Source organism: Methylobacterium hispanicum (assembly GCF_022179285.1).
GTDB lineage: Bacteria > Pseudomonadota > Alphaproteobacteria > Rhizobiales > Beijerinckiaceae > Methylobacterium > Methylobacterium hispanicum.
On record NZ_BPQO01000004.1, the window covers coordinates 54,171 to 75,832 of the forward strand.

At 68.5% G+C, this 21,662-nt stretch carries 19 protein-coding genes and 1 pseudogene; 11 read left to right on the forward strand and 9 right to left on the reverse strand.

All coding sequences use genetic code 11. The features are described from left to right. Positions 1-10 precede the first annotated feature (10 nt). A complete protein-coding gene (locus MFF56_RS05865; RefSeq protein WP_238229671.1) occupies positions 11-4,339 on the forward strand; it encodes a bifunctional DNA primase/polymerase in 4,329 nt (1,442 codons plus the stop codon). Between the two features lie 247 nt (positions 4,340-4,586). Here MFF56_RS05865 and MFF56_RS05870 read toward each other — a convergent pair whose 3' ends face one another. Next, positions 4,587-5,399 (reverse strand): hypothetical protein, encoded by an 813-nt coding sequence (locus tag MFF56_RS05870; RefSeq protein ID WP_238229672.1) that lies wholly within the window; start codon positions 5,397-5,399, stop codon positions 4,587-4,589. A 138-nt stretch (positions 5,400-5,537) separates the two neighbouring features. Here MFF56_RS05870 and MFF56_RS05875 point away from each other — a divergent pair, with 138 nt between their 5' ends. Together MFF56_RS05875 and MFF56_RS05880 are read left to right on the forward strand one after the other, a co-directional pair. Beyond that, positions 5,538-6,569, forward strand: coding sequence for a P-loop NTPase family protein (locus MFF56_RS05875; RefSeq protein ID WP_238229673.1), 1,032 nt, complete (start codon positions 5,538-5,540; stop codon positions 6,567-6,569). Positions 6,570-6,617: 48 nt separating this feature from the next. Continuing rightward, a complete protein-coding gene (locus MFF56_RS05880; RefSeq protein WP_238229674.1) occupies positions 6,618-7,595 on the forward strand; it encodes a hypothetical protein in 978 nt (325 codons plus the stop codon). Here MFF56_RS05880 and MFF56_RS05885 read toward each other — a convergent pair. After that, on the reverse strand, positions 7,582-8,145 hold the full coding sequence (locus tag MFF56_RS05885) for a hypothetical protein (RefSeq protein WP_238229675.1): 564 nt from the start codon (positions 8,143-8,145) through the stop codon (positions 7,582-7,584). The two genes, MFF56_RS05880 and MFF56_RS05885, sit on opposite strands and share 14 nt — an antisense overlap. 92 nt (positions 8,146-8,237) lie before the next feature. On the opposite strand from MFF56_RS05885, the gene MFF56_RS05890 reads away from it, so the two are divergent. Both MFF56_RS05890 and MFF56_RS05895 read left to right on the forward strand, forming a co-directional pair. Beyond that, the gene (locus MFF56_RS05890) at positions 8,238-8,711 is read left to right on the forward strand and encodes a macro domain-containing protein (RefSeq protein ID WP_238229676.1); all 474 of its coding nucleotides are present in this window, start codon (positions 8,238-8,240) and stop codon (positions 8,709-8,711) included. Positions 8,712-8,818: 107 nt separating this feature from the next. Next, positions 8,819-9,412, forward strand: coding sequence for a hypothetical protein (locus MFF56_RS05895; RefSeq protein ID WP_238229677.1), 594 nt, complete (start codon positions 8,819-8,821; stop codon positions 9,410-9,412). 12 nt (positions 9,413-9,424) lie between these two features. Here MFF56_RS05895 and MFF56_RS05900 read toward each other — a convergent pair whose 3' ends face one another. From MFF56_RS05900 to MFF56_RS05910, 3 genes are all read right to left on the reverse strand, one after another. Continuing rightward, the gene (locus MFF56_RS05900; protein ID WP_238229678.1) at positions 9,425-9,700 is read right to left on the reverse strand and encodes a hypothetical protein; all 276 of its coding nucleotides are present in this window, start codon (positions 9,698-9,700) and stop codon (positions 9,425-9,427) included. Between the two features lie 132 nt (positions 9,701-9,832). Next, entirely contained in the window at positions 9,833-10,552 is a 720-nt protein-coding gene (locus MFF56_RS05905; RefSeq protein WP_238229679.1) for a hypothetical protein, read from the reverse strand. Positions 10,553-10,555: 3 nt separating this feature from the next. Further along, positions 10,556-13,393, reverse strand: coding sequence for a type IV secretory system conjugative DNA transfer family protein (locus tag MFF56_RS05910; RefSeq protein ID WP_238229680.1), 2,838 nt, complete (start codon positions 13,391-13,393; stop codon positions 10,556-10,558). A 672-nt stretch (positions 13,394-14,065) separates the two neighbouring features. Between MFF56_RS05910 and MFF56_RS05915 the strand changes: the two genes are divergently transcribed. Further along, positions 14,066-14,209, forward strand: a complete 144-nt coding sequence (locus MFF56_RS05915) for a hypothetical protein (protein WP_238229681.1) — start codon at positions 14,066-14,068, stop codon at positions 14,207-14,209. A gap of 89 nt (positions 14,210-14,298) precedes the next feature. Here the strand turns inward: MFF56_RS05915 and MFF56_RS05920 are convergent. Then, positions 14,299-14,484: pseudogene (locus MFF56_RS05920) on the reverse strand (IS630 family transposase); the annotation flags it as partial. Between the two features lie 415 nt (positions 14,485-14,899). On the opposite strand from MFF56_RS05920, the gene MFF56_RS05925 reads away from it, so the two are divergent. Continuing rightward, the gene (locus MFF56_RS05925; protein ID WP_238229682.1) at positions 14,900-15,358 is read left to right on the forward strand and encodes a hypothetical protein; all 459 of its coding nucleotides are present in this window, start codon (positions 14,900-14,902) and stop codon (positions 15,356-15,358) included. Then, the gene (locus MFF56_RS05930; RefSeq protein WP_238229683.1) at positions 15,355-15,831 is read left to right on the forward strand and encodes a hypothetical protein; all 477 of its coding nucleotides are present in this window, start codon (positions 15,355-15,357) and stop codon (positions 15,829-15,831) included. Before MFF56_RS05925 ends, MFF56_RS05930 begins: the two co-directional genes overlap by 4 nt. 334 nt (positions 15,832-16,165) lie before the next feature. Here MFF56_RS05930 and MFF56_RS05935 read toward each other — a convergent pair whose 3' ends face one another. Continuing rightward, positions 16,166-16,642, reverse strand: a complete 477-nt coding sequence (locus MFF56_RS05935) for a hypothetical protein (RefSeq protein ID WP_238229684.1) — start codon at positions 16,640-16,642, stop codon at positions 16,166-16,168. Positions 16,643-16,737: 95 nt separating this feature from the next. After that, on the reverse strand, positions 16,738-17,370 hold the full coding sequence (locus MFF56_RS05940; RefSeq protein ID WP_238229685.1) for a hypothetical protein: 633 nt from the start codon (positions 17,368-17,370) through the stop codon (positions 16,738-16,740). Between the two features lie 154 nt (positions 17,371-17,524). On the opposite strand from MFF56_RS05940, the gene MFF56_RS05945 reads away from it, so the two are divergent. After that, positions 17,525-18,289, forward strand: a complete 765-nt coding sequence (locus tag MFF56_RS05945) for a hypothetical protein (protein WP_238229686.1) — start codon at positions 17,525-17,527, stop codon at positions 18,287-18,289. Between the two features lie 58 nt (positions 18,290-18,347). Here the strand turns inward: MFF56_RS05945 and MFF56_RS05950 are convergent, their stop codons facing one another. Continuing rightward, complete coding sequence (locus MFF56_RS05950) at positions 18,348-18,983, reverse strand: hypothetical protein (RefSeq protein WP_238229687.1); 636 nt, start codon at positions 18,981-18,983, stop codon at positions 18,348-18,350. Between the two features lie 372 nt (positions 18,984-19,355). Between MFF56_RS05950 and MFF56_RS05955 the strand changes: the two genes are divergently transcribed. After that, the gene (locus tag MFF56_RS05955) at positions 19,356-20,537 is read left to right on the forward strand and encodes a DUF8359 domain-containing protein (RefSeq protein ID WP_238229688.1); all 1,182 of its coding nucleotides are present in this window, start codon (positions 19,356-19,358) and stop codon (positions 20,535-20,537) included. Then, a complete protein-coding gene (locus MFF56_RS05960) occupies positions 20,534-21,619 on the forward strand; it encodes a DUF8359 domain-containing protein (RefSeq protein ID WP_238229689.1) in 1,086 nt (361 codons plus the stop codon). The genes MFF56_RS05955 and MFF56_RS05960 overlap by 4 nt, the downstream gene beginning before the upstream one ends. Positions 21,620-21,662 lie beyond the last annotated feature (43 nt).

The window sequence follows — 21,662 nt, forward strand, 5'->3', positions numbered from 1 at the left end:
GCCGCCATCCGTGTCTGAACCTTCGCGCCTGCCTTCGGGATCGATCGTCCAGCGCCGCCTCGCCGCCCTCGGCGCCGTCCGCTTGGCCGAGGACGACGCGCAGCCGGACTCCGTCTCGCAATCCTACGCGCTTGGCGAAACCATCTTCGGCGACGTCGCCCGCGATCTCGTGGCGAACGGCTGGGCGGTCTATCCCCAGGAGATTTACGGCGACCGACGCCTGCCGGGGCGCATCCGCCGCGAGGTGATCAAGTGGCGGGAGGACCACCGCCTCGACGAGCGGCTGCCGCGGCCGGACGCGTTGGAGGACTGGATCCGCTGGTGCCCCGCCCACAACGTGGCCCTCGTGCTCGGCCGCGGCTCGGGCGACGCGTTCTCGGTCGACGTCGACGTCCTCGACGAACTCCTCAGCTACGACATCCGTCGGCTGGCGGAGGACATCCTCGGCGCCACGCCGCTCAGGCGCGTGGGCAATGCGCCGAAGGTCGCGCTGTTCTTCCGATGGGCCTCGCCCGAGGACGCGCAGAAGCTCCACCGCACGGCCTTCAAGTTCCGCGACGCCACCGGCCGCGGGCGGGAGCAGGGCCTCGACATCCTGAACTACGCGAAATCGGTGACGATCTACGGTCGCCACCACCGGACAGGCCGCAATTTCAGCTGGGAGGCCGGCACGCCGCTCACGACGCGGCCCGAGGATCTTCCGGCCGTCACCGCCGAGGACGTCCAGCGTTTCATCGACGCCGTCGACGTGCTGCATCCCTTCGCGCGCGGCGCGGGATTCCAGGCGGGCGAGGTGGTCCTGGAATTCGACGAGACCACGCAGCTCACCGTCCCCCGCCGGCGCCGCAGCGCGGACGGGGCGGCCAACTGGGTCGAGGATTCCGACGGCCGGATCAGCGACGGCCGAGAGGAGTATCTGCGCCACCTCGCATGGTCCATCGTTCCCATGAACGCCGAGGCCGCGCTCGCCGAGGGCGGCCTCGAGCGGCTGACGGCCATCGTGGTCGAGCAGTTCGAACAGAACGCCGTCGTGGACGGGAAGTGGGCCACCCGCCTCACCTTCGAAGCCCGCGGCAAGGTCCGCTACACGATCGAGAAGCTGCGTCGCGGCGAACTCAAGCCCTGGACGCCCGAGCGCAAGAGGCCGGGGCGCGTGATCGGACGTTCGGCCGTGGCCCCACGGGGCGGCGCGCGAGCCTCCCGCGACCCGTTGTCGTTCCTCCCCAAGCCCGCGGCCAGCCTGGATCCGTCGAAGGCCCAGGGCCGCACGGCCCTGCCGATCAGCGTCGCGGAAGGCGTCGAGGGATCCGCCGCCGCGCGCGCCCTGCGCCCCGACCGCAGCGAGACCGGCGCGGCCGTCACGCAGGGCATCCAGGGAACCCTGAGGCAATTCTTCGACGCGATCTATCTGCCTCCCGAGCAGCGGCGCGCGCCCCTGACGCTCATCCAGGCCCCCACGGGTGCCGGCAAGACCTCGCAGACGCTGGAATTCATCGCGCGGGACGGCACGGAGCGGCCGGATCCGGACGTCACGGGCGGCTTTCTCGGGCCACGCGTGGCGGAGGACTACGAGTACGTCGACGAGAACGGCGACAAGGTCGTCGGGCGCTGCCCGATCGTGTTCATGCTGCCGACCTACGCCAACATCGAAGAACTCCGGCAGCGTGCGCACATCCTCGGGCTCGACCCCTCGGCCTCGGTCGCGGATCTGCGACGGGAGGCGTCGGATCTCGGCCTGATCGAGGAGGACGCCGCGGAGTCGCGTCTTGCCGAGCTCATGGGCCAAGCCAGGAACCTCAAGCTCCGGTGCATGATCTACAAGGGGAAGATCCAGGCCGGCTGCATGATGCGCGACAAGGTCGAACTCGCGGCCAGGGCGGGGATCGGCACGGCGGGCTTCTGCTCGTCCGAGAGCGGTCCGGCGGGCGACCGCACGACGAAGTACTGCGACTTCCATCCGGCCGTGAACCACCAGGAGCCGTGCCCGGCCATCGAGCAGCGCTTCCGCATCCGCCAGATGGACGTGGTGTTCCTGCCCCACGCCTTCTTCGCGCTTCCCCTGCCGGAGGAGCTGAAGGAGGTCCGGGCGGTCATTGCGGACGAGCGGGTCCACCATCTCTTCCTGCACACGGACCGCTTCGAGCTCGGCATCCTCCAGAAGGAGCGTCCGACCCCGAAGCTGACGAGAAAGGAGCGCGAGGAGGAGGTCGACCCGGAATCGATCCTGGAGGGGCGCCGGCGCGCCGTGGACGTCGTCATGGACGCCCTGGTCGCCCACAGGTCGGAGGACCCGGTCGCGGCCCTTCTGCGCCATCCCGAAGCCGACGAGTGGGTGAAGTGCGCGGTGCGCTGCTGCAGCACCGCCTTCGACGTCGGGCGGCTCATCACCCCCGACCTCGACCTCGATCAGGTCGCCGAGATCTGCTCGCGCCCGACCGGCGTCGGGATCAAGCAGGAGCACCGCTTCTGGCAGATCGTGTCCGAGCGGCTGGAGGCTGCCCGGGTCGACAGGGTGCACCGCGAGTTGACCGAGGCGCGTCGCGCCCCTTGGGAGGCACGCCTCGCGGCGATCGAGGCGGAGCTGGGACGGGCGGAGCCGGGCTCGGAGACCGAGCGGGCCCTGCTGGAGGAGCAGGAAGGCCTGAACAAGGACCTGCGCATGCTCGTCTGGCGCGACAGGGCGAAGGGCGCTCGGGACATGCGCATCCAACGCATCGAGGAGTCCGGTTCCGACGGCAGCCCCCGCTACTACGTCCGCATCTCATGGCGGACCGAGCCGAACTGGATCGACAAGCCGCTTCTCCTGCTGGACGCCTCCGCCCAGCCCGAGATCATCGCCCGGATCTGGACGCGCTCGGGCGCCGAGGACCGGAAGACGGACGTCGCCGTCGTCCGGGACCTCAACGTGCGCGTCGTCGCGATCGCGGACTCGACCTATGCGACCTCCAAGCTCCTGCCGGGGCGGGGAGCGGCTCCGGCGATCGTGCAGGACTGCGCGCGCCGTCTCGCCAAGGTCCGGCGGGCCATATCCCTGATCTCGGCCATGTACGGGCACAGCCGCGTCGTGGCGGGCTCGACCATGAAGGCGCGGCGCCTGATCAACACGGGCTGGAAGTCGCCGGAGAACGTCGACTGGATGCACTACGGCGCCGTGCGCGGCCTCGACTTCGCCAAGCACCACGACGCCGCGATCTCGTTCGGCCGCCTCGAGCCCCCCGTCTGGGTGGTCGACGGCGTCGTGGCGGCGCTCACATACGACGAGGACGCGCCCGAGGAGCCGTTCGACCGCTTCGGGAACGGCCTCGACGCCCAGGGCAACGCGCTGCGCGTGCCGCCCGACGACATGCTCGTGCACATGCGCTCCGGGCACGACGTCAGGATCGAGGTGCCGCGCTATCCGGGCCGGTGGGCCAGGATGGTGCAGCGGCAGTACCGGGAGGAGGAGCAGTCGCAGTTCCTCGGGCGGCTCCGTCCCGTGTACCGGGGCGGCGAGGCCTCGACCTGGTTCTGCTTCTCCTCGGTCATGCCGGAGGGCCTCTACGTCGACGACATCCTCCACATCGACGACATCGCCGACGAGCGTGCCCTGCCGGATCTCGGCTCCGATTGGCTCCTCGTCGAACTCGTGCGCCGCTGCGGCGTGATCGACGCCGCCCTGGGAGCGCGGATCGCGCCCGACCTCTTCGCCGACGAGGGGGCCGTCCGGGCCCTGATGGAGCGGAAGGGCTTCGATCCGGCGAAGGGCACGGACATGCGCCGCGAGACCTGGGGCTTCGTTCCGGTCCTCTACGCCTGGAACGGAACCCGCAGGTGGGCTTTCGTCCGCGGGGACGTCGCGGATCCGCCCGCCCATCTCGCCGAACTCGCCGCCATGCACCTGCGGCGCGACCTCGAGATCCTCGGCGTCAGGGCGGGCCCGATCGACACGAAGGCATTCCGCACCGCCAACGACGGCCGCTGGCCGACCGTCTTCGACGCCGTGCACGCGGACGTCGCCGAGGACGGGGCGCCGAGCCTTCACGAGGAGACGTTCCGCCGGTTCAAGACGCGCGGGCGCCCGCCCGACAAGGTCGACGACGCGCTGGGCACGCTCCACGAGCGCGAGGCCCTCGAGCAGCATCTGATGGACCGCAGCGCCGCGGACGCGATGCGCTACGTCGCCCAGGAATGGTGGTTCAAGCGCAGCTCCGCCGGCGCGGCAGGCGGCTACCGTTCGTTCGACGAGAAGCCGATCTGCATTCCCTTCGAGAACAAGGGGCAGCCGGTTCCCATGGACGCGCACAAGGCGCTGCAGGCCATCGAGCACATGCACGCGGTCATGGCCGACCTGGGGGAGTGAGGCCGCCCACGGCCCGCGGGGATCGGCGCGCGCACGTCCCGGGACGCGATCGCCGCCCCCCGCACCTTGCGGGGCCGTCCAGCATCGACGGACCGTCAGGCAGGGCTTCGGTACGCCGGCGCTTCCATCCGGGGCGGCACGGCTGGCGGCCATCCCGCGACCGACCATGCCGCGCCGCCGCCGAGTGCGAGGCCGCCGGCGTCGACATCGGGCCGGCCGCACGGTCCGGGGAGCGTAAGCGGCCGGCTCAACGCCGGGACCATCTGTCCACCGCGTTCGCCTTGGTCAGAAGCGGCTGCCGCTGCTCTTCGTCCCGCATCTGGCGGCGCTTGAGGGCCCGGACGGCGGCCTCGGCCTCCAGGTAGGCGACCTTCACGACGTGCGCGTCCCCCGCGGGCGCGCAGTCCAGCACTTCGAGCGGCCAGACCGCCACGTCGGGCGCCAGCGCCGCCTCGTCCACGATCGACATGAACGAGGTGTCCGCGTGCACGACCGAGCCGGGAACGACGCCGAGCCGCACGAGCTCGTCGCGTCCGCCGACGAAGGCGCCCGTCAGCCTGCGACCGACCAGGGGCTCGAACACGCGCAGCACGAGGCCGACGTCGTCGGCCAGTAGCCGCTTGATGTGCCGCGCCATTTCCGCGCTCTGGGCGTGCCGCGCATGCACCACGAAGGCGTTCTGCTCCTGCTCGACGCCGTCGTGCCTCCGCAGGAAATAGGCGAACGGGTGGTCGCTCGGCACCGAGATGCGCAGTCCGCCGATCGCCGCACGGAGCGTATAGCGGCGCGACAGGCAGAGGTCCCGCCGGACCGTGCCGACCCGCTCGCGCCAAGTCTCCGGGGCCGCCTCGTAGAGGGCCGCCTCGACGGCGGCGGCCACATCCTCGGCCGACTTCCTCGCGAACCTGAAGGTCACGCGCCAGCACCGCTTGTCCGGCATGAACCGGGCCCCCAGCGCCTTGACGGCCGCCTTCGTCGCCGCGTCGCCGCGCCCGAAGAAGATGTCGGCCGTCTCCGGCGAAGCGAAGATCCGGACCGTCGCGTAATCCTTCGGCTCCATCTCTTTTCATTCCTTCGAAGGCGGCGGGACCCTCCAACGAAATGGTTGACCCATTCCTTTGGCAGGTGCAAGGTGGACCATGCTACGGCGGTGAAGCGGCGCCTCCCGGTACGCTCCGACGACGCGAAAGGAACGAGCATGACCGAAGCGCCTGCACCGAAGATCTGCACATTGATCGGCTCCAACAAGGGCGGAATCGGCAAGTCCTTCATCGCGACCCTCTACATCTCGGCGCACGGCCAAGTCCGGCAGTCCATGCAGAAGGTCGGCGAGCAGATGGATCCCCTCGTCGTCATCGAGATCGACAACGAGGCCAAGCTCCACGCCACCATGAAGGAGCGGGTCAATTTCTCGCTCCGCGCGGCTCCCGACCTCTCTTCGATCTCGCGGGACCGCCGCGCGATGGAGCGCTACTTCAATCCCGTCTTCCAATGGTGGTGCGTGGGCGACAGCCTGACCGACCTCGGCGCCAACGTCACCACCCCGGTCCTCGACTGGATGCGCACGACCGCCGTGCCCGAGCTCGCCGCGGAGCGCAACATCCACTTCCGCTTCCTCGCCGTGGCCATCCCGGACGCGCAGTCGCTCCGCTCCGCCAGGCAGGCCGTCGAGACGGTCATGGACACCCTGGGCAATCGGGTCACCCCGGTCCTGGTCTTCAACGACATGTGGGGCATCGACCACGCGTCGGGCTTCACGCCCTACCAGGACAACCCCGACCTCCTCGAACTGGAGACCTACCGGCGCGAGGGCCGCATGCTCCGCGTGGACGTTCCGTTCTGCGACAGCCAGCTGATGGAGTACGGCCGCGCCCACAACCTGTCGGTCCTCGACGTCTGGCAGCGCGAGGCGCACATCGCGCGCGAGCTCGGCCTGGACGACCTCTCCCAGCGCACCGAGAAGCACCGGCTGCTGAAATGGCTCTGCGAGGTGCAGCATGGCTTCGGCCCGCTCTTCGCGCGCCCGGCCGCGCCCGCGGAGCCCGTGCCCGCAGCGCCCGCCCCCGTCCAGCAATCCCCGACCGCCCAGCCGTCCGCGCCCCGCGCCGCGCAGCCTGCCGCGGCGGCCACCCGCATCACGCCGGCTCAGCACGGCATGCGCCCCCGGCTCGAGCCCCAGTTCGGCCAGCCCGAGCGCTCCTCCGACCCCCGCGGCGGCCTCGCGGCCTGACGCCCGGCCGGAGCACATGAGACCCGACAGCATCCCGCGAGCCAAACGATGACATCAGCCGCAGCAATCCTGCCGTTCCAGCGCCATGCCGACGGGCACGGCAGTCGCACGCCGCGGAACGAGGGCGAGGAGACCTTCGCGCCCTTCGTCGATCCGGGCGTGGCCGAACGTATGCTGGCCGAAGGTCCGCCCGGGGACGAACTGCAGGCCTTCCTAAGGCGCAGCCTGGACAGGCTCGGCCATTCGGCGCCGGTCCAGGCCCGGGAGCCGTTCCTGCCCGCGCAGCCCTATGCCGCGTCAGGGCAGGGCCATCGCGAGGCCGGCGCGCTGCCGCCCGAGCATCCGGCCTACGAAGCCCCTCGCCCCGCGGCGCCGGTCGATGCGTACGCTCTCCACCCAGCCTATGGCGGGGACGGATCGGGCGGCCTCCACGGACGGCATCCGGCCTTCGCCGCGCCGGTCGATCCGTTCCCGGGTCCCGCGCCCCAGCGTCCCCCGGCCTCCGTCGCCGGCGCCCCCGAGAGCGACGGCACCTCTTTCGACATCCCGGCCTTCCTGCGGGCGCGGCCGGGCATCCCCCGGCCTCCGGCCGGACCCGAGGCCGTCCCGCAGGCGCCCTCCGCCCCGGCGTCTCTCGTGCAGGCCGCCCCACGGGCTCCCGCCAGGGCTGCGCGCACGCCCGGCGCGCTGACCGCCGCGTCCGAGATGGCCTGGATCTACTCCGTGTTCCCGGTCGTCCTGATCCTGCAGCTGCTCGCCGGCTTCGGCGGCGGATCTCTTACGGCCTTCGCGGCCACCGTGGCCTTCGCGGCCTACGCGGCCGTCGGAGCGTGGCTACGCCCCGCCCTGTTCCAGCTCAGGGTGGCCGCCGGCTGGCAGTTCGTGACCGCCGCGTCTCTCTTCGGGAGCCTCGACACCGCATCGCCGGAACAGTGGATGCACCTGTTCGCCGTCTCCGCCGCCACGGCCGCCGTCGTCGTGGCGATGGGCGGCATCGAGGTCCACGACCGCCTCAGAGGGCGCTGACCCCTTGCCGGCAGGCCCCGAGGGGATCCTCCAGGGCCGGCTTGGCCGCCCCCAACATGTCGAGCGACTGCTCCACCGCCGCCGCATGACCGCGCAGGCGGTCGAGCGCGGCCTTGGGATCGTGCGCGGCGCCCGCATGCCATGGCGTCGACGCATGGTTGAAGGTCGGCGAGAAAGCGCTCTCGCGCCGCCACGCGCGGGGGCGGAGGACCGGAATCGGCTTGGCGCCCCGGTTCCGGCGCTTCAGTTCCATGGCGGACGCGGCCGCGTCCAGAGCGCCCTCCACGTCGTAGCCCCTGAGTTCCATGAAGCGCAGCACCGCATCGAGGCCGCGCCGGAGCTTCTCGGGGTCGTCCAGGAGCTCGTGCTGGCCCGGCTTGGCGACCTCCGCGCCGTCGTAGGCCTGAAGCGCCTCCGCGACCCGGAGGAGGCGCTCGGGGAAGGTCTCCGTCGGCGAGCCCACCGCGATGCAGTGCGGAGCGGACCGGCCGGTCGCCCGGATGCCGAGGTCGCGCACGGTCGCGATCAGGTGTGCGAGTTCCTTGCGCATCGGCGTCTCCGTTCGGGAAGGATCATCGGACGAAGCGACGCAAGGCGGAAGCGCGCCGCGCGCCGACGGCCGCTCTTCGGGCGGGCGCCGCGATGACGATCGAGATCCGGCACGGAAGTCTCCTGGACGCGCGGGAGCGCCACATCCTGCACGGCTGCAACGCCTCCGGGGGATTCGGCCGCGGCGTCGCCGAGCAGATCAAGGCGGCCTACCCCGCGGCCTGCGAGGCGTACCGCGCCGAACACCGGGCCCGCGGGTTGCGCCTGGGCCAGACGATCTTCGTCGATTGCGGCCGGCACGTCGTCGTCAACTGCATCACGCAGGGCCGCTACGGGCACGATGCCGCCGTCGGTACGGTCTACGTCGACTACGACGCCGTGCGGCTCGCGTTCCGCTCGGTGGACGACCGAGCGCGCCGCGAGGGCTTCTCCGTGGTCGCGCTGCCCTTCATCGGAACCGGATACGCGGGGGGCTCCTGGGCCCGCATCTCGGCGATCCTGCGCGAGGAGGCCCGCTGGTTCGTGCCCGTCGTCTACTCCCAGGACGGGCGCGTGCCCCGAGGCTGACGCCGTGCGGGGCACGCGGGCGAATCGGATCTTGCCCCCTCCGGAGCGGCTTCTCTATGCTGCCGGCGCATACGGAGCAGTTGCCGGTGCATACGGAGGAAAGCTGCATGGGCTATGGCGACGGCGGACGCTACCACAACGTGGGCCTCTCGAGGCGCGACCTCCTGCCGGCCACCCGCAAGCAGCTCGCGACCCTCTACCGCCTCACGCGTCGCGACCATTCCGCCCTGGGCCTCAACAGGGGACAGGCGAGCGAGGCCATCGACAAGGCGGTCGAAGCGAAGGAGGAGAAGCGGGCGCGCAGGAACGCGGGCGGCTTCGAACGTCTCTACGAGATCGTCTACCGGCAGGCGGCCCAGGCCGCGACCGATGCCGGCCGCAGCTGGCTGGCGAGGCACCCGGAGAAGCTCTTCGACGTGGCCGAGGCCGACACGTTGACGCCCTGCCACGGCGTCGTCGGCTACGCCTTTCTGCGCAAGCCTCCGAGGTCGAACCCCTTCATGCAGTGGTTCGCGGAGCATCACCCCGAGGCGAAGGGCGACGTGCTGGTCATCGACCACGAGTTCATGGGCCGATGGGAGCGCGACCTGCACGTCGCCTGCCAAGCCGCGGCCTTGAAGATCCTCAAGCGGCAGGGTGTCCAGGGACTGAGGCTGTTCGTCCGGGAGGAGCCGGGAGAGAACTCGCGGATCCAGGCCTGAGGCGGAGCCCGTTCAGAGCGCGAACAGAACCGCGATCCGCTCGCAGCCGGGGCGCGACCCGATCTCGACCATGATCCTGCCGGCATCGGGATAGATCCCGCGCAACGCGTCCTCGATGCCGAGGCCATCCATCATCATCGTGCCGCGGGCCATGCGGACGAAGCTGCGCACGTCCGCGAACTTCTCCTCAAGGGCGGCGCGCCGAGCCGAAGGACCGGAGAGGACCGCAACGTCGACGAGCATGCCGTCGTCGGCACCTGCGCCGAGGGCTTCCATCGAAGTCGCCATGTCGATCCCCCCGAAAGCATCGGCGACGGCTCTCCGGTCGCGGCTCGCCGGCCCGCCACGTCGCGCAGGCGATCGATAGGTCGGACCGCGCCGGTCCGCTAGGACGCGAAAGCCACGGCGGGCCGGTCCCGTTCAGGCCGCATCCAGGAGCGCGACCCGATCGACCACGTCCGAAGGCGTCGCGGTCGTTGCTTCCTCGCGGGCACGTCTGCCCGCATTCGGCGGCCGGGCCGGCTTAGGCATGATCCCGGGAGGAAGGGCCGGCCGTTCCAGAACATCGTACCTGGGCAGATCGTTATTGCCCCGGATCCAGACGAACCAGTTGCAGTTCATCGTAGGTCGACCCAGGTTCCTGAAGTCGGGTCGCCAAGTCAGACCGAGGTTGTAGGCCGGCGGCGTGCCCCTGAAACGCGGGATGCGCCCCTGCGTGTTGAAGTGCGTGGTCTTGAGCAGCATCGCCACCATGAGGAAGTCCTGCGCGAGCAGACGTTCCAGCATGGCGTCGGCCAGGAAGAAGGGCGGATTGGACACGACCACCGGCGAGCGGAGCCGATCGAGCTTGGTGACGTCGCAGCCGGGGCCGTGCTCGTCGCCGTAGCCGCGGTCCACCAGATCGGTGGCCACGACCGGATGCCGCGTGGCCAGGATCCTTGCCATGCGGCCGTCTCCGCAGCAGCACTCGTGGAACGGGGTGCCGGAAGGAACGACGCCGGGGACGATCCCCGTGCGTTCGAGCCAGTCGAGGAAAGCCCAGGAGACATCCTCCGGCGTGCTGTAGAAGCCGTCCTCCTGCTGCTTGCCCTCGACGGGATTGCCCCCCGCCATCGCCACGCCCACGCGCCGCTGGACCATGCCTCAGTCCTCCCTTCCGTCGTTGTGATCGTCCGCCAGCAGGGCATCGATGAAGTCCCGCATGTTCTCCGCCTCCTCGACCTTCTTCGCGGGCTTCGCGGTCGGAAGCTCCGGAGCGGCGCGGCCGGGTCCGGCGTCGACCGTTTCGAGTTCGCGGACTGGGGCCGGCGCCTCTTCGACGGGCCAAGGGCCGAGGCCGGCCGCCGCGTCGGAGATCCGCTTCGCGTGCATCCGCTCGTTCCGGTTCGGCTCGGCGGTGGCGGACGCGGGCCGGAAACCGTGGAGGCTGCTGACGGCGCTCTCCATCTCCCGCTCGTTCGCGTCCTTGGTGCCTTGGCTGTCCATCGCGGCCAGGAACCGCACCATCACTTCGCTCTTGTGCAGGTCCTCCGCGAGGTTGACGTGCTTGTCCTCGTCGACGTCGACCGCGTGCTCGACGTGCCGGTCGGCTTCCCGCGTTCCGGCGCTCGGCATGCGCCGCTCCGGCGGACGCTCGTGCATGACCGGGGCTCCGAGGTCCCGCTCGTCCATCTCGTCGAACGAGGGCGGGCGTTCCCGGGCAGGCCCTCGCCGCGTGCGCGGGTCGGGATGGCCGAACGGCGGATCGTCCAGGAGGTCCGGCGGGCCGCCAGGGTACCGCTGCTCGAATCCTTCGGGGGGCAGGGCCGGCCTGTTGCGGGGTGGGCCGCCCTGAGGCAGCCCAGGGCGCTGCGGCGAGCGCCCCGGCATCGCGCCGAGGCCGGGGCCGAGCCCACCTGCGGGGGCGTCCAAGGCCCTGAGGGCGTCCAGGGCACGGATGTCGCCGCTGATCTCGGCCGCCTGGGCCTTGTGGGAGCGCAGCATCGCGGCGACGCTGGCGGCGGCCGCCTCGGTCCGATCGCGCGGGTTCTTGCTGGTCCGCACGACGTCGATGGCGACCGCGCAGACGGCCAGCTCGTCACCCTTGCGGGCCCGCTCCTGCAACGTGGAGGTCAGCTCCTCCGCCGCCCGGCGCATGCGGTCGACGTGGTCCGCCCTCGAAAGGGTCTCGGCGATGGCCGGGAGGCGCTGCTTCAGGCTGACGTCCTCGGGATTGGGCCGCGACACCTTCAGGAACTGGTTGGGCGCGAGGAGTAGCTTGTTGACGTCGAGCGCGCTCGGCGGATTGACGTAGAACCCTTTCGCCCGGACGAGGCGCGTCTTCCAGACGATGTGCATCTCGCCCTCGTCCTGCCCCTTGAGATCGAGGAAGTTGATCTTGTCCACCTCCTTGATCTCGGCCGAGTTCCGGTCCGAGTAGCGCATGCCGATCTCGCCGACGTTCGCGTCGTAGCCGGCCGAGAACGCGCGCAGGCCCTTGCCGCCCTTCTTGATGATGAGATCGGCCGTGGCCTGGGGGTCCTCGACCTTCATGGCGATCGTGGTGTTGCAGTTCGAGATGACCGCGTCCGCGACTTTCTCGTTCTTCTTCTTCATCGCGTTGACGTCCTGGCCGGCGAAGACGAGGCAGAACCCGAGGCTTCGCGCCTGGGCCGCCATCATGTCCATTCCTTCGACCATGTAGTAGCCGACCTCGTCCATGATGGTGACGAACGGGGAGGGCGCGCTCGTGGACCGCTTCTCGACAACGTCGTTCCAGGTTCCCGTCAGGCTGTCGCCCAGCGCCTGACCCATCATTCCTTTGAGGTTCGCGACGACGATCTTGCCGAGATTCTCGGTCTCGAGGGGCGACTTTTCGAGCGAGGGCAGCATCACGATCAGGATGCGCCGGTTGAGGACGACGTCGGCCATGTCGATTTCGCCGAACGGGGTCATGAAGATGAACCCGTAGACGTCCGCGGCAGTCGCGAGCACCTTCGAGAACTGCATCTGCAGATACCCGTGCTGCTCCATCGTCTGTTGCGCTTGCTTCGTCCCCTTCGATTTGTCGAAGCCTGGGATCTGCGCAAGGTACTTGACGATCGCGTTCTTGATGTTGGGTGGGAGCGTCTCCTCCGCTGCCAGCTCGATGATCTTGTCGAGGCTGAGGTAGTCCCGGATGATGCCGATGTTCAGGTCGATCTCGCCCTGGTCGCGCTTCCACACGAGGGCCCGCATGATGCCGCCGAGCATGGCGACGGCGCGCCCTTTCCATACCGCGCCGTCGCCACCCGCATCGTCCATCAGGCTGACGCACATCTGGGTCAGCTGATCGGACGACCCGCTTGTGAACGGGTTGAGCGTGTTCGAGCGCGACACGCCGCCCGAGCCCCCGGAGACGTCGGTGCCGCCTGTCATGAAGTTCATGACGAGGAGGTCGTCCTCGCGGCCCATGCGCCGCGTCAGAGCGTAGGCCTTGGCGTAGAGGCTGACGTCGCCTTTGCCGTCGACGAACAGAAATCCCGACCCCCACGAGAGGGCGTTTGCGGCAAATCCGAGAAGCGTCTCGGTTTTACCTGCGCCGGTCGTCCCCAATACTATGAAGTGTGTGCGCGCATCGGAGTTGGTCAACCAGACTTCCTTGCCGGAAATCTTGTCGTTGCCGATGAAGAAGATCCCCGCCGCCTTCTTGGGCTTGCCGGAGCCCCCCTCGACCGGATCCATCAGCTCGGACTGGATGGGCAGCTTGAGAGCGGCTTCCTCCCGACGGGTCAGGCCGTACCACGCCAGGAGGAGCGCGACGATGAGGATGAGATCCCCGACGCCGTAGAAGAGGAAGGCCGCGACCGCGAGGCACACGAGAGCGACCGTCATGTTCTGCGGCGTGCCGAGGAAATCGATGAGCTGACTGATCACGCCGCGCGTGTCGCGGACGAGGTTCTCGTCCGAGAGCTCGTCGCGGTCCCGCAGGCCGCGCGTTCGCTGTAGAGGCAGTTTCGCCATGACCGAGGTCGCTCCGCGAAGATCAGGGAGTGCCCGAGCGGCACGGGGGATTGGTGAACCATATGGGTGCGCCCTGATCGCGGGCGTCGAGATCGGTGATGCCGCCGCGGAAGGTATCGCGCGGCATCACCGATCTCGTGGATGCGATCGGCAGCCTGACGGTGTCGAGCGGAGGCTGACGGAACAGATTCCGCAACCTCGTCAGGGGAAACGCCGCCCAGCATCGGGCCGTGCCTGAGAAGCGCTGTTGCAAATGAGCCATAGGCGTTTCCATTCCTTCGTCCCTCGACCTTAGCCTCGAAAACGAAGGAGCCGCAACCTGCCGAAGCCGTCCGGTAAAAAATCGTTCACCATCATGAAGTTGAGCGCATTTGCTCTGAAATTCGTAGGAACCGGGGTCAAAATTCCGCGTTGGCGACGTCCGATTTTGTTGGCGGCCCCCCCTTTCATTCCTTCAATGGCTGAGCTTCATTCGTTGTCGGGTGCAGGCGCAGACAGTGCCGACCGACACTCCGTTTCATCGTTCCCGTTCATTCCGAGGCGTCGATGTCTGAATCACAGGCTCTCGCGGCAGCTCCGTCCGCGCCCGTCGTCCGCAAAGCCGCGACCGGCCGGCGGCCCCATGCGGGAGCCCGGAATTTCCGGTTTCCGAACCCCCGACAGAACAAGGGCGTGAAGCTCGGCGAATCGGCCGAGGACAAAGCCCTTATCGAGGCGTTCATCCGCGACAAGGGCGTGAGCGTCCAGAAGCCGGGTTATGCCTGGGGCGCGAAACCCATGCCGACCTACGACTCCTTCAGTCCGCCGTCCTACTGAGCGCAAGCGAACTATCCGCCTATAATACAGCGAACTCGCGAATCAGGTCAGTGATCAGGCACTGACCTACCGAGGGCCGATACCTTCGGATGTGACTGCCGATCGCCGCCCATCGGCTTTACCTGTGTCCGCCCCTCCTGCACGAAGGTCTCAGGCCAGCGCACCGCGCTGGCTGGGCTGACCTCGAAGCGCCGCGCCGCCTCTCGGCGCAAGGCTCCCGCTTCGATGGCCGTGACGACGCGCGCACCCAGATCGGCGGACAGGGCGAACGGCATTCGGCTCTCCTCATCGGAAGGCCGCGCATCGAATCGTCCCCCCCTCCGCGCCGAAATCCGGACGATTCGACCAGCTCGAGTCGCGCTCCAGCCTGCCGATCCTGGAGACGGGTCACTTCCTCGACGCCGGCGACATGCCCAGCGCCCGCACCGCGCTACGCTGCTTTCGGATACGTAGCTTCGTCCCTCCTGGCACTCGTGTAGATCGCCCGCTTTCGACGGGTCCTCCCGCTCTGAAACCGTCAAGGCGAGCGTCCGGTTGTCCGCCCCGACGAGCGGTCGCTTCCGACCCGCTCAAGGCACTCGTTGTGCCAGCTTACAGATTAGGCTATTATTGATGAATTAACTAATGTTTACTTACATTGTCGTGGCAATATGGTCGCCAGACTGAGAAGATATGCATATGGAGGCAGTCATGTCTGAGAACTGCACCTACATCGACGGGCTGATGATAGACAACCCTCAGACGTTGACGATCCTCTCGCTACTTTACGACAAGATTTCTTTGCCCCACCCATACGACCACGATCCCAATTGCGAAGAAATAATGAGGATAAGCTTTGATAATGAGGGATACAGAGAGATAGAACGCAGATGGTATCGTGATTGGAAAAAGTCCAACAAAGAGCTTTTCGATGCAGGTGTTCTAGACGTACTCCCAGCACCGATCGCTGCGCAAAGTCTTCCGCGTGACATAGAGAGCATGATATGCCTCAAACTTGGCCCCAATAAGCGCCGTATCTCGACGAGCGACGTCTTGGAGGGGCGAGTCGCAATTGCTATGCATGCCCTCTATGCCGAAGGGACCCCCCAGATATCGCGTTTACCGAAGAAGGTCGGCCCTCCACTCTTGGGCTTGGATCTTCCGTCTTGAAGGCGGTTATCCAAAAAAGGGCCCCTCAGCTTGCAGCTTTGAAGCCTGAGCAGATATTGGAAGTCCGAGAGTTTACAGGGTCGTACCGCGACGGCTTCCGGGCTTATCTCGCTGAATTGGCGGACGACGTCGAAGCAAAAACCAAAGACGGATACAGCCTGGATCAGTCGGGAAAGATCGTATTTGAACGGAAAGTCGAGCCTAAGCTTCTCGAAGAAATCCGCCAATCGATCCCCTGCAAAATTGCGTGGTGGGCAGATTTACTGAAAAAGAGTTTCGCCATTGGTGGTAATGCTGTTACGATCTGCGCTGCGCCATGGTCGGCAGGCAATTATACCAAGCTGAGCGAAAATATGGGCGACTTCGTGAAAGCGATTGCAGTGCCTCTAAAAGAAAAAAGGTCAAACAAGGGTCAAGCGTTTCAATTCATCGGCAACCTTCCAAAGCCGCGACGCCCCATGCAGCTTCCGTAGGACCTTACGCCCGCTCTCCTCCCAGGCTGAGTCAAAACGTGAGCACCACCCGAGATCGTGGAAAAGCTTTTCTGCGGCGCTTGCTCTTGAGCATTCATCACGCCGAATTCGTCGGCTGCGATCGGCAAGCAGACGATCCGTCCCACGCCATGAAGCCGTCTACGTGTCTACATGCGCCAGCCGCCGAGATGCCGGAGCTGTCTCTCCTGTGCGGCAGCTCGCTGCCTTCGGAAGGCTCGCCAGCTTACGAAAGCCGCGATGACGCGCTGCACCTGCCGGCTCTGCTGATCGTGCCGCGACAACGCGGCAGCACATGCCGGCGGTGGTCGACCGTTCAGGGAAGCCGCGTCCAATTGACGGATGCGAACCCGCGCCTGTCCAGCGCGAGGGATCGAACGATGCGCGCTTCAGCACCCATGCACTGCCAGGAGTGAATCGTCGCATGGCCCGTCACCACCATGGGGACATCCTCGCCGGGCCGCTCGCGACAGAAGGCTGCGACTGCCGCCGTTGCACTGGACGCGTCGGCTTTGCCGCAGACGATGTTCGCCCCTCTGTTGCAGAGCCACACCCGGCCGCCCATGCAGCGGTACACGGTGGTTCGCCGCAGATCCTCTAGCGGTTCGGCCGTCAGATTCAGGACGCGTCGGGCGGCTTGGGCGATTTCTGCAGGAAGGGGCCGGGGTCTGTCGTCGTCGCCCGCTGCGGCGCAGCGGGCCCTGGGGTCGCCCGCCTGCGCCCTGGCTTCCGACGCCCCCGTCGACAGGAGCGCGAAAAGGACGAGGGTTCCGCACGACAGCCGAGCGTCCATGCAGGCATCTCCCGATCGACAACGCTCGGCAACCTAGCCTGAGGGGACGCCGCGTGCACCTCTCTTCTCGCACGCCACCCGTACCGCGATCGGCGCTACCGGGCGTCGGCCGCGATCCGGGCGAACAGATCGGCTCCGACCGCCCCCCGCACGACGCGAACCAGACCGTCCGCGTCGCGGTAGACGATCGTCGGCGTCGCCAGCGACCGGCCGGTGGCGCGGAACATGGCGCGCGAAAGGCCCGTCTCGATCGACAGGGCTTGCCGCTCGGCGGCCGCTCCGGCGGGGGGCAGGCGGGAGGTGTCGCCCGAAAGGGCGGCCTTCATTCCTTCGAGATCCGCTTCGACCAGCCGGGCTGTCGCCGGGTCCCTGCCGCCCCCGACCGGCGCCGGCACCCAGGCGACGCGCAGCTTCGTGGGGGAAGCCGCGACGACCTCCTTCATGGCGACGGACTTCTCGCATGTGGCCGCGAACAGAATCCAGATCCGAGGGCCTTCCATTCCTTCCTGGATGGATGAAAGCTCGCCCATGGTCGAGATGATGGATTCGTCTCCGACGACGCCCAGCGGAAGCGCGGAGGCTGCCGATGCGGCACCCCACAGCAGGACGAGGGCGATGCGCAGGCTGCGGAGAAGCGAGGTCATGACGAAGCCTACGATCGTTCTGCTGGCCGGCCTAGTGGCGGCGTCGATCGCGTTTTCCGTATCGGCGCAGGAGGTCTCCGGCATCGAGATCTCCGTCGGGACGCGTTCGGCCGCGGAGGGGAGGGCGCTGGCGGTACGGGCGGCCGGAGAGGAGGCGGCCCGCCGCCTGGGTCTCGATCCGGCCTCGGCCGTCGTGACGAACGGCGTGGTGAGGGACGTCCGGTTCGCGGATGGGCTGTTGACGGCTCTCGTCGACGTGACGGTCGAGGGCGTGGGCGTACGGGCGGCCGCCGACCGCCCGCCGTCCGGACGCGCGGTTCCCGACGGAGCCGGCTGGGTCCTCGTCGTCCATGCCGTCCGCGCGGCTTCGGGGCGTCTGGTGCCCTGGGACAGGAGGGATCCCTGGGGGATGATCTGGCGCGTGCCGACGGACCTCGGCCGGTTTCGCGCGGTTCCCGTCACCGGCGATGCGGAGGACGCCTCGATCGCGACTGCGCAGGCGCTCGAATCCTTCGACGGCCGCGCCTTCCGGCATCTGGCCGCCAAGTACCGCGCGCCCGCCGTCGCCCTGGCCGTCCGGGAAGGAAACGAGGCGGCCGTCGCGATCTGGAGGAACGGCCGTACGACGGAGTGGACGCGCGTCCCCCTAGGCGATCTGACGGATGCGCGTGCGGTCAGGCTGGCCGTCACACGATCCATCGCCGAGGACGCCGTCGGCCTGCGGCCGTCGGCAGCGGGGACGGGTCAGGGCGAGCCGTCCGGGCGAGGTTCCGAGAGCGTCCGCATCTCCGGCTGGCGGCACAGGGCCGATGGCGGCGAGGAATACAGGGCCGTGCTGTCCGTCGAAGACCGTGACGATGCCGTGGCGCGCCTCGCGGCCGAGGGGATCGAGGTCCTCTCCCTGCGGGATGGCGCGGGCGGAACGGAGGTCGTGCTCCTGGCCCCGGACGGCGGCGGGATAGAGGCCGGCCTGCGGCGCGCGGGGCTGCGGATCTCGCCCTGACCCCCAACGGGATCGGGGCCCCGAAGGGCCCCGACGCGTCTCGTCCGTTTCAGCTTGGTCAGGCCCTCGGGCGATAGGTCTCCTCGTCCTGCGGCACGCCTGGGCCGTAGGAGGGACGCGCGCTCAGGAAGTTGTCCCAGGCGTCCCCGATGTCGGGCCCCGAAGCCACGGGCTGGAAATCCGCGACGAGGTCCAGGAGGGCGCCCGCGCCGGTGTTCTCCAGCAGGCCCTGCGGCGCCTCGCTGACCATGTAGTCCCAGCCGCGATCGGTCTGCCGGGGCTCCATCTTGGCGACGCCGTCGGAGCCTTGCTTGTAGACCGTGCCGTCGAGCCCGATCGCCCAGGATGCGTCGCCCTCGAAGCGCTCCTGATCGGCGAAGCCGATGAGGCCGGCCTTCATCTGGTTGAACTTCCTGGCCGCGTCGTGGGATGCGCCCGGCATCTGGTCGATCGGGCGGAAGCCGCTGACGTCCGCGAGCGTGCGCACGAACCTCTCGGGCGTCTCGCCGTCCTGGATCGCCTTCTTCAGCTTGGCCATCTCCGATCCGGGCTGGCAGCCGTGGATGTCCCTCCAGAGCTCGTCGGCCGAGTAGGACACGCCGTAGCGTCCCGAGAGCAGCTCGTTGACCCTCTTCAGGTACTCCGGGCCGGACAACCGTTCGGCGGTGAAGGATCCGTTGTTGAGCTCGTCCATGGCCTCCCTCCCTGGGCTCCTCGACCCGGAAGTTCCTCTACTCCCCGAAGAGTGGAGAAGGGGCATGCAAGGGACAACGCCAAATTCCGGCGTTCCGAGCCGAATTTTTCGGATGGGCCTCGGAAAGCTCCGAAGGAACCGCGAAAAGCACGAGGGCCCGCCTCTCTCGAAGCGGGCCCGAGCCTTTGGTAGGAGGCTGCAGTCGTTCCAACGCGTCTCCGAGGAGCCGCCGCAAGGACTTGCAAGACCGACCATGACCCGGAAGCGCGGCCGCCGCAAGCGTCCCGCGGGCGCATTTCCAGGTTTTCCGTTCCTTCGGATTGCGGCTTTCGGCGGGCCGGGCCACCTTGGCGCCAGGAAGGGTCGCATTCCATGGACACGAGGACCTACGTCGCGCGGCTGCCCTACACGCAGCACGTCATCCCCTACCGCTGTCAGAACCATGTGCAGAGGCGGCTGGGCGAACTCGTCGCTCTTCCGATCCGATCTTTCGAAGGATCGGATGCTCCGCCCGTCCTGCGCTTCTCCGCGGGGGCGGAGCGGGACGGGGAGGGACTGGGCTTCCGCGTGCTGGACGGCCGCCTGTTCCTGCCCGTTCTCGCCCGGCGCCGACGTGGCGACGACTTGGTCATGGATCCCGCCCGAGAAGAGGACCTGCCCCGCCTCTTCGGCGAAGCGACGGTGGACGCCCTCGACAATCCCCTGATCCGCCGGGATCTGCATTACCGGGACGGCGACAAGCTCGAAACCATCGAGGACTGCCAAGCCCGCGATCTGGCAAACGGCGAGCGCGCCCGCTGGGGAACGAGCGATCTCGAGAGGACGCGTGTTCACGCCTTGATGCAGGCCGAGGCCCTCGTCCTCGTGGACGGGATCGTCCATCACCGGACGGCCGAGCCCCTGTGGGTCGTCGACGGAGCGAAGGTGTCCGCGATCCTCGGCCGGACCTTCGACACCGACCGCTGGCACGGCGTGGGCGACATCCGGCACCTCGGCTTTCCGGAGAAGGGGAGCGAGGCCCGGGAGGCTTTCTGCCGGCACCTCGGGTCCGACACGGGTACCAGGAAGCAGTTCTTCCGCGCGGACCGCCTCGACGACGCCAAGGCCTATGCCGCCGAATTCGGCACGCCCGAGGTGTCCGGTTCCATCGACGTCATCGGCGACGCTCCGCTTCACCTGCCCGAGTTCGCCCACTTCGCCCCGAAGCTCGTCCAGCGCCTCGAGCGCGACCTGAACGCGGAGGATTTCCGCAGCTTCGGCCGCGGCCGCCTGATGATCTACGCCGACCTCAGGGATGCCGTCGCCCTCCTCGGACAGGGCGACCGCTCGGCTCTGGAGCCGGCCGTGGACGCGATGCGCCGTCTCGTTCACGGCATTCCGTTCGATACGGAGGCGAGACCGTTGTCGCGATACTCTCGGTGGGTCGTTCCCTATCGAGCTCTCGTGCGCCGCTGGGAGTGCGAGACGGCGCGGCCCGATTTCGATCTCTACCCGGAGCAGAGCCTCGCCGAGGAGCCCGCACCCGAACTTCCGGCGCCTGGCTTCGCCGCATGATCGTCGACCTGCCCGTCCGCTGGCGCGGCCGCGCGCTTCTTCACGGCATGCGGACCGCCCGCGACCACCTCTTCCGCGAGACCGTTCCCGTCCGGGTGCCGGAGGTGGCGCGCGCGGAAGCGGTCGAGGTCTGCCGGCGGAAGGCCCCCTGGGCCGCTGCAGGGGGGCAGACCATCTCGACGCTCTTCCACGAGGGTAGGTTCTGGCGTCCCGTCTGGCGGCTGTCGGCCAGGATGCTGTCCGAAGCCGACCTTCCTGACGAGTTCGGAGAGGGCGAACTGCTGGGCGCCTGGAAGAACGCCGACGCGCACTACGTCCTCGAGGGCCCGAGGGTGGTCAACGAGTCCCAGCCGCTGCCGCCCGATGCGCCGGTCAGGCGCTGGAACGGCGACGACCGCGAAGCCCGCATCGCCGCGGCCTCGCGCTACGTCGCCTCCCGGTGCACCCTCTTCGACGGCATGGTCTACGAGGAATCCCCCATGCCCGTGATCGTGGCCGTTTCCAGCATCAATCCCGGCATCGGAGGATTCGACCTCGACGCCCTCATCCCGAACGGCGCGCCCCAGATCGCCTTCTGCGACGACGCCCACCGCATCCACTACGACTTCGTCGGCCCCTACCCGAGGGCCGACTCGGCCGACTGCTTTCGGCTCGACCGCATGGAAGCCGCCGTCGAGCATGCAGCCTCACGGTGGGACATGGACCCGGATCTGGTCGAGCGGATCCCGGACCTCGAGGTCCTGCGCCCGGACCTGCTCGTTCACGACGACGAGGATGTGGCGGTCGCGGCCGCCGCCGGGGAGGCGTACCGCCGCTTGTCCACGGCGGCCTTCCTGCTGCCGCGGGCGGGGGTCGAAGCGGTTTTGGATCTTCGCGACGCCCGGCGGCTCGAGCCGCTGGAGGACCGCATCGTCCTCGTCCGTCGGGCCTTGTCGGTCCTGGAGGAGATCGACCCTGAAGCGATACCGCCGGTCCTCCGGACGGAGGTCCCGAAAGCGGCCGCGCGACTCAGGGCCGGCGTATTGCGGCACGAGATGTTCGTCGCGCCGGCACCCGATCTGCTCGCTCCGGCGTCGGCATGATGGAAGGCGCTTCCGATTTTCGGGGGTGCGCCCGATCATGCCT

Coding starts and splice junctions, on each gene's coding strand:
- MFF56_RS05870 (WP_238229672.1), bottom strand. CDS start 5,399: ATGGAGCCGAAGGATTACGCGACGGTCCGGATCTTCGCTTCGCCGGAG.
- MFF56_RS05875 (WP_238229673.1), top strand. CDS start 5,538: ATGACCGAAGCGCCTGCACCGAAGATCTGCACATTGATCGGCTCCAAC.
- MFF56_RS05880 (WP_238229674.1), top strand. CDS start 6,618: ATGACATCAGCCGCAGCAATCCTGCCGTTCCAGCGCCATGCCGACGGG.
- MFF56_RS05885 (WP_238229675.1), bottom strand. CDS start 8,145: ATGCGCAAGGAACTCGCACACCTGATCGCGACCGTGCGCGACCTCGGC.
- MFF56_RS05890 (WP_238229676.1), top strand. CDS start 8,238: ATGACGATCGAGATCCGGCACGGAAGTCTCCTGGACGCGCGGGAGCGC.
- MFF56_RS05895 (WP_238229677.1), top strand. CDS start 8,819: ATGGGCTATGGCGACGGCGGACGCTACCACAACGTGGGCCTCTCGAGG.
- MFF56_RS05900 (WP_238229678.1), bottom strand. CDS start 9,700: ATGGCGACTTCGATGGAAGCCCTCGGCGCAGGTGCCGACGACGGCATG.
- MFF56_RS05905 (WP_238229679.1), bottom strand. CDS start 10,552: ATGGTCCAGCGGCGCGTGGGCGTGGCGATGGCGGGGGGCAATCCCGTC.
- MFF56_RS05910 (WP_238229680.1), bottom strand. CDS start 13,393: ATGGCGAAACTGCCTCTACAGCGAACGCGCGGCCTGCGGGACCGCGAC.
- MFF56_RS05925 (WP_238229682.1), top strand. CDS start 14,900: ATGTCTGAGAACTGCACCTACATCGACGGGCTGATGATAGACAACCCT.
- MFF56_RS05935 (WP_238229684.1), bottom strand. CDS start 16,642: ATGGACGCTCGGCTGTCGTGCGGAACCCTCGTCCTTTTCGCGCTCCTG.
- MFF56_RS05940 (WP_238229685.1), bottom strand. CDS start 17,370: ATGCCGGAGACCTCCTGCGCCGATACGGAAAACGCGATCGACGCCGCC.
- MFF56_RS05950 (WP_238229687.1), bottom strand. CDS start 18,983: ATGGACGAGCTCAACAACGGATCCTTCACCGCCGAACGGTTGTCCGGC.
- MFF56_RS05955 (WP_238229688.1), top strand. CDS start 19,356: ATGGACACGAGGACCTACGTCGCGCGGCTGCCCTACACGCAGCACGTC.
- MFF56_RS05960 (WP_238229689.1), top strand. CDS start 20,534: ATGATCGTCGACCTGCCCGTCCGCTGGCGCGGCCGCGCGCTTCTTCAC.